This is a genomic window from Anabaena sp. FACHB-83, from assembly GCF_014697485.1.
In the GTDB taxonomy this organism is placed as follows: domain Bacteria; phylum Cyanobacteriota; class Cyanobacteriia; order Cyanobacteriales; family Nostocaceae; genus Nostoc_B.
The window spans coordinates 1-8,034 of record NZ_JACJRY010000098.1; the positions used below are offsets into that span (position 1 = coordinate 1).

Consider the following 8,034-nt stretch of genomic DNA (forward strand, 5'->3'; position numbering starts at 1 on the left):
AGATGAGTTGCGGTTCTGGCAAGAAACAACCAATCAATTAAAAATTTAAAATTCAAAATTCAAAATTAATTTTGCATTCTGAATTTTGCATTTTGAATTCAAAAAGCAGCATGACTCAAGTGCTGCTGATATTCTCATGCGTCAAAAATTGGAGTCGATATCAATATGGATGCAATTACATCAACATCTACTACCCCTGATAGTCCTTTTGACCAAATCAAAAAAATTGATGAGCAGGGTTACGAATATTGGTTAGCAACCGAATTGTTAACCTTGCTGGGTTATCAAACTTGGAAACGAATTAAGGACACCGTTGAAAGAGCAAAAATCAGTGCCAAAAATTCAGGGATAGACCCATCTCACCATCTGGTCGATGTCGTCCAAATGGCGCAAATTGGAGCATCTCAGGCATTTCGAGAAGTGCTGGACAATTATAAGCTTTCTCGACACGGTTGTTATTTGGTGGCAATGAACGGTGATCCGCGAAAACCGGAGATAGCTGCTGCACAGAATTATTTTGCTTTTAAAACTCGTGAGGCTGAGTTAGCCCTGCAATCTCAAGAGTTGTTGTCGCAACTGTTAGAGAAAATTGAACAGCAGAACAAAGTGATTGAGGAGCAAGGCAAGGCGATCGCACAACTGCAAGCCCAAGTTCAAACGCTGCTGCCCCCATCATCTGACTTTGTACCCCCTGGTTGGGATGCCGAAGTATGGCAAAGTCTAGCCCCCCAAGATAAACGCCACTTCAGGTTTTTATTCCGTCGCCGCAATTTTCGACCATCTACCAAAAATGAACCACTGGACTTACCTGCTGTGGACACTGAACAAATGAAGCAGAAGCAGAGGGATGAGGTAGCGCGATTGGTTGGTGAAGTATTGCCCGAAGAGAAACAGCAATTCCAGGCAGCGAAACGCCAACAACTTCGAGAGTTTTGGTCGCAAGCTCCAGAAGAAGACCAAAAAAATATGCCGTTTTAGCCCTGCCAGTTTTTACAAATATATGGAAGGTGGAATATGAGCAGCATTGCCTTTACTGAAAGGTTTTCTATCCTGGTGATTCTGCGCCGGGAGTATCTTGATATCACAGGTAACTTCTGCGCGGCCAAGCTGATTGAGTATTTTCGGCACTGGACAAAGTGGAAGCTGAAGAATCACCGCACATCTTGGATTTATCAGCCACTCAAGAAAATTTACGCTGATCTAATGGGTGAGCATAGTCTTCATGTCATCAGGAGTGCGATCGCTCTGCTTGACGAGATGGGCATTATCTCCAAGCAGAAGAACCCCGGCAATGGACAAGATAGGACGTGGCAGTATAAATTAAACTTCGATGTACTGAATAAGCTACTTGAACAGCCACAACAACACTCTGCTGTTGAGCTTGAAAAAAGTGAGGAAGTGGAAAACGAGATTTTGGAGAACCAAGAAGGGGTTTGTCAAAGCCCAGAACCAGAGTTACCCGAAATTACTTACTTTGTTGAAGAGATAGAACAGGTTGACTCGACTACCGAGACAGATACTCATGAGGATCGTTCTTCCGCCGCCCCTGCCGTGTCAAATTTTGATGACGAAGACTTGGGTGGTGATGATGACGCTCTTAAGCGACAAGAAAAATCAATACAGCCCAGTAACCAAGAGGTTCAGGAAGTGCTGCAACAGCTACGAGAAATACCTTGTACACCGCAGTTTCGGCTAAACGCAGAGATTCAGCGCACAGTTCGGCGGTGCTGGGAAAACGTACCCGGAGCGATCGCTTACCTCAAAGAAGCGATACGAACTTGGAAGGGGATCAAGTCACCGGAGGCTGTGTTTGTTGCCGCGTGTAAGGAGGGGAGAAAGCCGGAAGCACAACAGGTCAAGTCTGGTGTAGTTGCTTGGTTCGAGTGGGCGAGGAAACAGCGGATTGTGATTGCGATGTCGGGTGAGGTTGTGTATACGCCGGAGGGTGAGGCGGTGGCGTTGGCGGACATGATGCGGCGGTTTCCGGTACATGGAATGCTGGAACGATTACCCCGCAAGTGCAAATTGTAATTACGGGGCTGGTCAGGAAGTGTCCGCAGTGGGGTAATGTGGTTGTGGATGGGCAGTTGATGGAGTGGGAACGAGAGTAATGCAGTGCGGCAAGACGAAAGCGATCGCTCTTAAAGATTATTCTGTTTAAATTAGATTATGATGAAATGACATCATCGCGCAGTTGACATACCCATTCCACGGCTTCTCAGTAGCTATTAAACAATCATGATCGTCAAAACAGAGCATATAATCTGTGTCTTGTGATGTAACGTAAAATGGAAACCCTATTGTTTCACTTAGGATAGAAGTTAAAGCTTTTCCAGATGGAATGCTCCACATCTCTTGTTCTTCATCGGGGTTAACAAATAAAATAACCTCCTTTTCTCCAACGTAGTCCTGTACATAACTCCAGGCTTTAGAGTCATTTATTGATTGAGTTTCCTTAAGGTTTTGATAACTTAATCTCCAAAAAGATTCTGGTTCTTTAGAAAACTTTTGAGCCAGTTTTCTGCGTATTTCAATTACTTCCTCGATTTGTAATTTTGAGATTACAATACCTAATTCAAAAGCTGCATTTTCAATCTCATCAGCAAGATTCCCATAATTAGACCTCTAATTTTGTATTTGTCCAATTTTCCCCTACTTGCAGGAACAGTATCAAGAATGATATCTCTTCTCACTTAAGGGGCTATAAAAAGGGCTGAAATGCAGTCAGATTAAGCCTCATAGCTCTTTGATCTTGTTAGGGGAAAGTACGCTTATTAGGACTTAATATTAATAATTCCGATACTAACTCGCTTGTTTCATTGATAAAATTGACCCAGTTAGCTCCATATAACCCGATGTAAAAACTACTATGACGACGAATAGTTCGCCCATATTCTTTAATTCGACCGACATATTTTTGGACACCTTTATATTTAATTTTTTGACCAGATATAGTTGCAGATGTATAAGCAAGTGAGATTAATAATATTAGAGAAATTAAGCGTTGACCTGATACATTAGTATTTTCTAAGTTATAACCACCACTCTTAAAATCTCTAAACATCTCCTCAATATCAAACCGTTTTTTATAAGCTTTAATAGTAGACTCTAAAGTATCAAAATTAGTGAGAATAAACCAGCCCCCTCCGGCGCAACTCCAAAGCGTTTTCGTTTCCATTTACCAGCAAGATTAAAGCTAATAAAGCCTGGAGATGAGAGTATATTTAACACCTTGGTAAAAGAACGAAACTCCAGGGGATAAACCTGAATCTTTTAATTGGAGGCAAATTTCTGATTCTATTTTGATAAAAGCGTCTTTCTTTATACGTAAACAGAAATATACTTTCTGCTCTGTCAGCCAGTTAGCCAATTTAAGTGAACAAAATTTGCGGTCTCCTAACACAACGATTTTATAATTTTTAAAAAGCGGCAGTGCTTGATTAAAAACAGTTTTTTGTTCATCAAAATTGCTTGAGCCTAATTTATTTAATAATTCAAAATATATTGGGATAGACCTTTTATCCCAAACTACGCTGATCATTAATAAATTGACACATCCCCAATTAGCCCTGTCTATTACTAAATAAACAACTTGATTTAAAGGAAAATATATTTCTAGCCAGCTTTTAATAATTGGGAACCAACTTTCTTCAACATTTATATAGTTTAAAGATAAAAAACGTTGATTTTTTTTCTTCTACTTTCAAATAATATTGGTATGGGTAAGCCAGTAGCCAATGCTTCAAGGCTTACCGTTTTGATTGATTGTAATAAATTAATCAGAATTTTTAGTAATAAATATTCAGCAGTACCTATTCTCGCTTGAGGTTTGTTTCGTAGAATTTTGGTAATTTTATCATTAAATAAAACTTATTGCGAATGAATGCTCTTTTTCTTTTATCACAAACTGCTACACTCTTTGTCAGATAAGCATTTTAGACCATTTTGTCCCCCCGTAAGCTTTGCTTGACATTGCTATTCAGAATTTATCTCTTTCTAGAGGACGATAAGAAACTATAGCAATATCGATACCATAATTTCTAAGTGCGTATGTCATGTAGCCTAATATAAGCTCAATTGTCTGCTGAATCTATCCATCAAAAAAGTAATTTGGATACGAGATTTCTTGCTCCACTGCATAAATATTTTCTTGTGTTTTGAGCTACCACAAAACACAAGCTACTCATTTTTGTCTGAAATATAAACCTCATGAATTAGGAGTACTCACCATGAAAGCGGTTATTTTTCACGGAATTGGAGATATTCGATTAGATAACGTACCAGAACCAAAAATTAAAGAACCAACCGATGCTATTATTAAATTGACTTCTAGTGCAATTTGTGGCACAGATTTACACATGATTCGGGGAACATTCACGGGAATGAAACCTGGTACAATTCTAGGACATGAAGGCGTTGGTATTGTTGAAGAGATTGGCTCCAATGTGCGGAATTTGAAAGTAGGCGATCGCGTTGTCGTCCCCTCAACAATTGCCTGCGGCTACTGTTCTTACTGCCGCACAGGTTATCATGCTCAATGTGATAACGCCAATCCTCACGGGCATACTGCCGGGACAGCTTTTTTTGGAGGCCCAGAGGCATCTGGCCCCTTCGATGGATTGCAGGCTGAATATGCTCGAATTCCTTATGCCAATGCAGGGTTAGTAAAATTACCAAAAGAGGTTACAGACGACCAAGCAATTCTGTTGTCTGACATCTTCCCTACGGCATACTTTGGAGCCGATATTGCAGAGATCACACCAGGAGATACAGTTGCCATTTTTGGTTGTGGCCCCGTTGGACAGTTTGCGATCGTTAGCGCCAGATTGTTCGGTGCAGGACGCATCATTGCAGTAGATACAATTTCCTCACGTTTAGAAATGGCGCGTGATTTGGGTGCAGAAATCATTGATTACAATGCCGAAGATCCAATTGAAGCAATCCGTGAACTAACTGGAGGAGTTGGTGTGGATAGAGCCATTGATGCAGTTGGCGTAGATGCAAATGCTCCTGACAGTGGCCCAGCAGCTGAAAAAGCACGACAAGAAGCACAACAATTCCAACAGCAGTTACAACAAATTGCCCCTAAAACCAATCCGCAAAACGGAAATTGGCATCCGGGTAATGCTCCGTCTCTTGTATTAGAGTGGGCAGTTCAAGCATTAGCCAAAGCCGGTACACTGTCCATTATTGGAGTTTATCCACCAACTCACAATTTCTTTCCCATCGGCATGGCAATGAACAAAAATCTCACAATCAACATGGGCAATTGTAATCACCGCAAATATATTCCTATGTTGGTGGATTTGGTTCGTAATGGCACTGTAGACCCAACAAAAGTTTTAACCCAAGTCGAACCACTAATGTCAGTTATTGATGCATATAAGGCATTTGACCGACGACAACCAGGTTGGGTGAAGGTAGAATTAGTCCCTGAAGCAGCTTTAGCTAATGGTTAGAGTTTTTGTCAAGGTTGTATTGTGAACTAAAAACTTGTTTGACATCAGCAAGTTACCCTACTTGCTGATAGTTTTTGATTTTAATTATAGGAGGTTGTACAGCACGACTTAAATTTTTTATGGAAGAATCCTTGCCTATTACTATTTTGATAAGTGTAACGGTTGTGGCTGGTATTGCTGCTCAAGTTTTAGCTGGTTATTTTCACATTCCCAGTATCGTCTTGTTACTTCTGTTTGGGATTCTTATGGGGCGAGATGGTTTTGATTTTTTAGATCCATCATTATTGGGTGTTGGTTTAGAAGTTCTGGTTTCGCTGTTAGTAGCAGTGATTTTATTCGAGGGTGGTTTAAACCTACAGTTAGGAGAGTTAAAAGAAGTTTCTACTAGCCTTCGCAATCTTGTTACTTTAGGAGTAATAATTACCTTAACGGGTGCTGCAATAGCTGCACACTGGCTAAGTGAATTTCCTTGGTCAATTGCTTTTCTTTATGCTTCTTTAGTAGTTGTGACAGGCCCAACAGTTATTAATCCGCTCCTCAAGCAAATTGGTGTAGAAAAAGAAGTCTCAACACTTTTAGAAGGAGAGGGGGTTTTTATCGATCCAATTGGTGCAATTTTGGCTGTAATCGTGCTTCATTTTGTGTTAAGTGGAAATGTGGAACCTCTCATTTTAATTAAGGGTTTAGTTTTACGTTTGGGTCTAGGCATAATTATTGGTGTAGGCGGAGGCTGGTTGCTATCCCAACTTCTCAAACAGGATCAATTCTTGTCCCAAGAGTTAAAAAATCTAGTTGTTTTAGCTAGTGTCTGGGGTTTATTTAGTTTGGCACAGGCGTTACGTGGTGAGTCTGGTCTAGTGGTTGCTGTAGTTATGGGGATAGTTTTAAGAGCTACTAACCTGCCTTCGGAGTTTTTACTGCGTGAGTTTAATGAACAGTTGAGCATTTTAGCAAATTCGATTTTGTTCATTCTATTAGCAGCAGACTTATCAATTGCAAGTATTTTCGCTTTGGGTTGGGGTAGTGTTCTAGCAGTTCTAGTGCTGATGCTGATAATACGTCCTATTAACATTTTAATATCTACCTGGAATCAAGATTTAAACTGGCAACAACAGTTATTTTTATCTTGGGTTGCTCCCCGTGGAATTGTAGCTGCTTCTTTAGCTTCATTATTTGCAGTTTCACTTACAAAACAGGGTATTAATGGCGGTGATTCAATTAAAGCCTTGGTATTTTTAACAATAATGATGACAGTTTTGCTCCAGGGATTGACGGCTGGGTGGGTTGCTAGTTTACTCAATTTACGTTTAACCAGTCAAACTGAACAAGAGTGTTTGCAAGCAGCTAATGATATTAATACACAAGAAATTGTAAAAATAAGTAGAATTGATTCAAAGTTAGTTTAATCGTATTTAGATTAGTTGATGACTAAAACTATAAATAAACAAACTGTTTGGCTGAAATTGGCTTTGAGAATTTTTAGTATAGGGTTGCTGCCTACATTAACTGTTTATCCCGCTTTAGGTGCAGAGAGGATAAGATTCAATTACGGTATTTTAGAAAGGTCTATCCCAATTAGTTCACTCGAAACCTATGCTAGAACAGGCAAAGTGGACGAGAATTTAGCTGCATATAGAAACTATGTAGACAAAAAGCAACTAGCTCAACTGCGTAAAGTCTTACTAACTCGCATTCCCCTAAATCAAGTAGAAGTTTCGCAGTTTCTTTATACACCCATTGGCGAACGATTATTAGAAAAGTTAGGGAAAGTTATTCAAACAGAATCTAACTTGTCAGGGTTTTATGCAATTCGTGCAGCACTGATTTTATCAGCCGCAGATCAAAAAGATTTTACACTTTTAAATGTATTAAGCAAGTTTCCGGCAAGTGAAATTTCAATTAACTTGAACCAGAGTTTGGCAATTGTAGAGTCATTACAGAATTTAGTCAATCAAACTCAAAATGCAGTAGCACTAATTAACAAACAATCCCAACAAGAGGTAACTACAGTTTCTACACTTAATACTATTTCATTAATAAACTTAGGACAAAAGGGAAGTTTTGGTTTTGTAAAGCAAACTATCACACTTAATGACCTTTCGCGTAAGAGGAGATTTCCTGCTGATATTTATCTCCCAACTGCTCAAACTCCTCGTCCAATAATTATCATTTCGCACGGACTTGGTTCCGACAGAACAAGTTTTGCTTATTTAGCTGAACATCTCGCTTCCTATGGTTTTGTAGTTGCTGTTCCAGAACATCCTGGCAGTAATTCACAACAAATACAAGCATTATTAGCAGGTATAGCAGATAGAGTTACCAATCCTAGAGAGCTAATCGACAGACCTTTAGATATTAAGTTTTTGCTAGATGAACTCACTCGTTTATCAAAGTCTAATTCAACATTTAGAGGACGTTTAAATTTAGAACAAATTGGTGTAGTTGGGCAATCATTTGGTGGATACAGCACTTGCGTCTGTTATGAGGTACAATAAATTAAAATATAAATACCTCTAAATGAAGTCATACTCTGTCGATCTTCGAGAAAAAATAGTTGCAGCACATCTTCAAAAAA

Annotated in this window: 5 protein-coding genes and 2 pseudogenes; 5 read left to right on the plus strand and 2 right to left on the minus strand. The window is 39.5% G+C overall.

Annotated features, from left to right (window positions below; all coding sequences use genetic code 11):
• The first annotated feature begins 165 nt into the window (after positions 1-165).
• Both H6G79_RS35795 and H6G79_RS35800 read left to right on the plus strand, forming a co-directional pair.
• A complete protein-coding gene (locus tag H6G79_RS35795) occupies positions 166-978 on the plus strand; it encodes a BRO family protein (protein WP_190595246.1) in 813 nt (270 codons plus the stop codon).
• A 225-nt stretch (positions 979-1,203) separates the two neighbouring features.
• Positions 1,204-2,031, plus strand: a complete 828-nt coding sequence (locus tag H6G79_RS35800; protein WP_190595247.1) for a hypothetical protein — start codon at positions 1,204-1,206, stop codon at positions 2,029-2,031.
• A gap of 126 nt (positions 2,032-2,157) precedes the next feature.
• Here the strand turns inward: H6G79_RS35800 and H6G79_RS37860 are convergent, their stop codons facing one another.
• Both H6G79_RS37860 and H6G79_RS35805 read right to left on the minus strand, forming a co-directional pair.
• Positions 2,158-2,595: a DUF6756 family protein gene (locus H6G79_RS37860; RefSeq protein ID WP_396019832.1), complete on the minus strand. Its 438-nt coding sequence runs from the start codon at positions 2,593-2,595 to the stop codon at positions 2,158-2,160.
• Positions 2,596-2,755: 160 nt separating this feature from the next.
• Positions 2,756-3,860 (minus strand): annotated as a pseudogene (locus tag H6G79_RS35805) (IS4 family transposase).
• A 369-nt stretch (positions 3,861-4,229) separates the two neighbouring features.
• On the opposite strand from H6G79_RS35805, the gene H6G79_RS35810 reads away from it, so the two are divergent.
• The 3 genes and pseudogenes from H6G79_RS35810 to H6G79_RS35820 all read left to right on the plus strand — a co-directional run.
• Positions 4,230-5,459: a zinc-dependent alcohol dehydrogenase gene (locus tag H6G79_RS35810; RefSeq protein ID WP_190595245.1), complete on the plus strand. Its 1,230-nt coding sequence runs from the start codon at positions 4,230-4,232 to the stop codon at positions 5,457-5,459.
• A gap of 119 nt (positions 5,460-5,578) precedes the next feature.
• Complete coding sequence (locus tag H6G79_RS35815) at positions 5,579-6,865, plus strand: sodium:proton antiporter (RefSeq protein ID WP_190595244.1); 1,287 nt, start codon at positions 5,579-5,581, stop codon at positions 6,863-6,865.
• Positions 6,866-6,883: 18 nt separating this feature from the next.
• Positions 6,884-7,927 (plus strand): annotated as a pseudogene (locus H6G79_RS35820) (alpha/beta hydrolase); the annotation flags it as partial.
• Positions 7,928-8,034 lie beyond the last annotated feature (107 nt).

Excerpts from the sequence above, each read along its gene's own strand:
- H6G79_RS35795 (WP_190595246.1), top strand. The coding sequence starts at position 166 with ATGGATGCAATTACATCAACATCTACTACCCCTGATAGTCCTTTTGAC.
- H6G79_RS35800 (WP_190595247.1), top strand. The coding sequence starts at position 1,204 with ATGGGTGAGCATAGTCTTCATGTCATCAGGAGTGCGATCGCTCTGCTT.
- H6G79_RS35810 (WP_190595245.1), top strand. The coding sequence starts at position 4,230 with ATGAAAGCGGTTATTTTTCACGGAATTGGAGATATTCGATTAGATAAC.
- H6G79_RS35815 (WP_190595244.1), top strand. The coding sequence starts at position 5,579 with ATGGAAGAATCCTTGCCTATTACTATTTTGATAAGTGTAACGGTTGTG.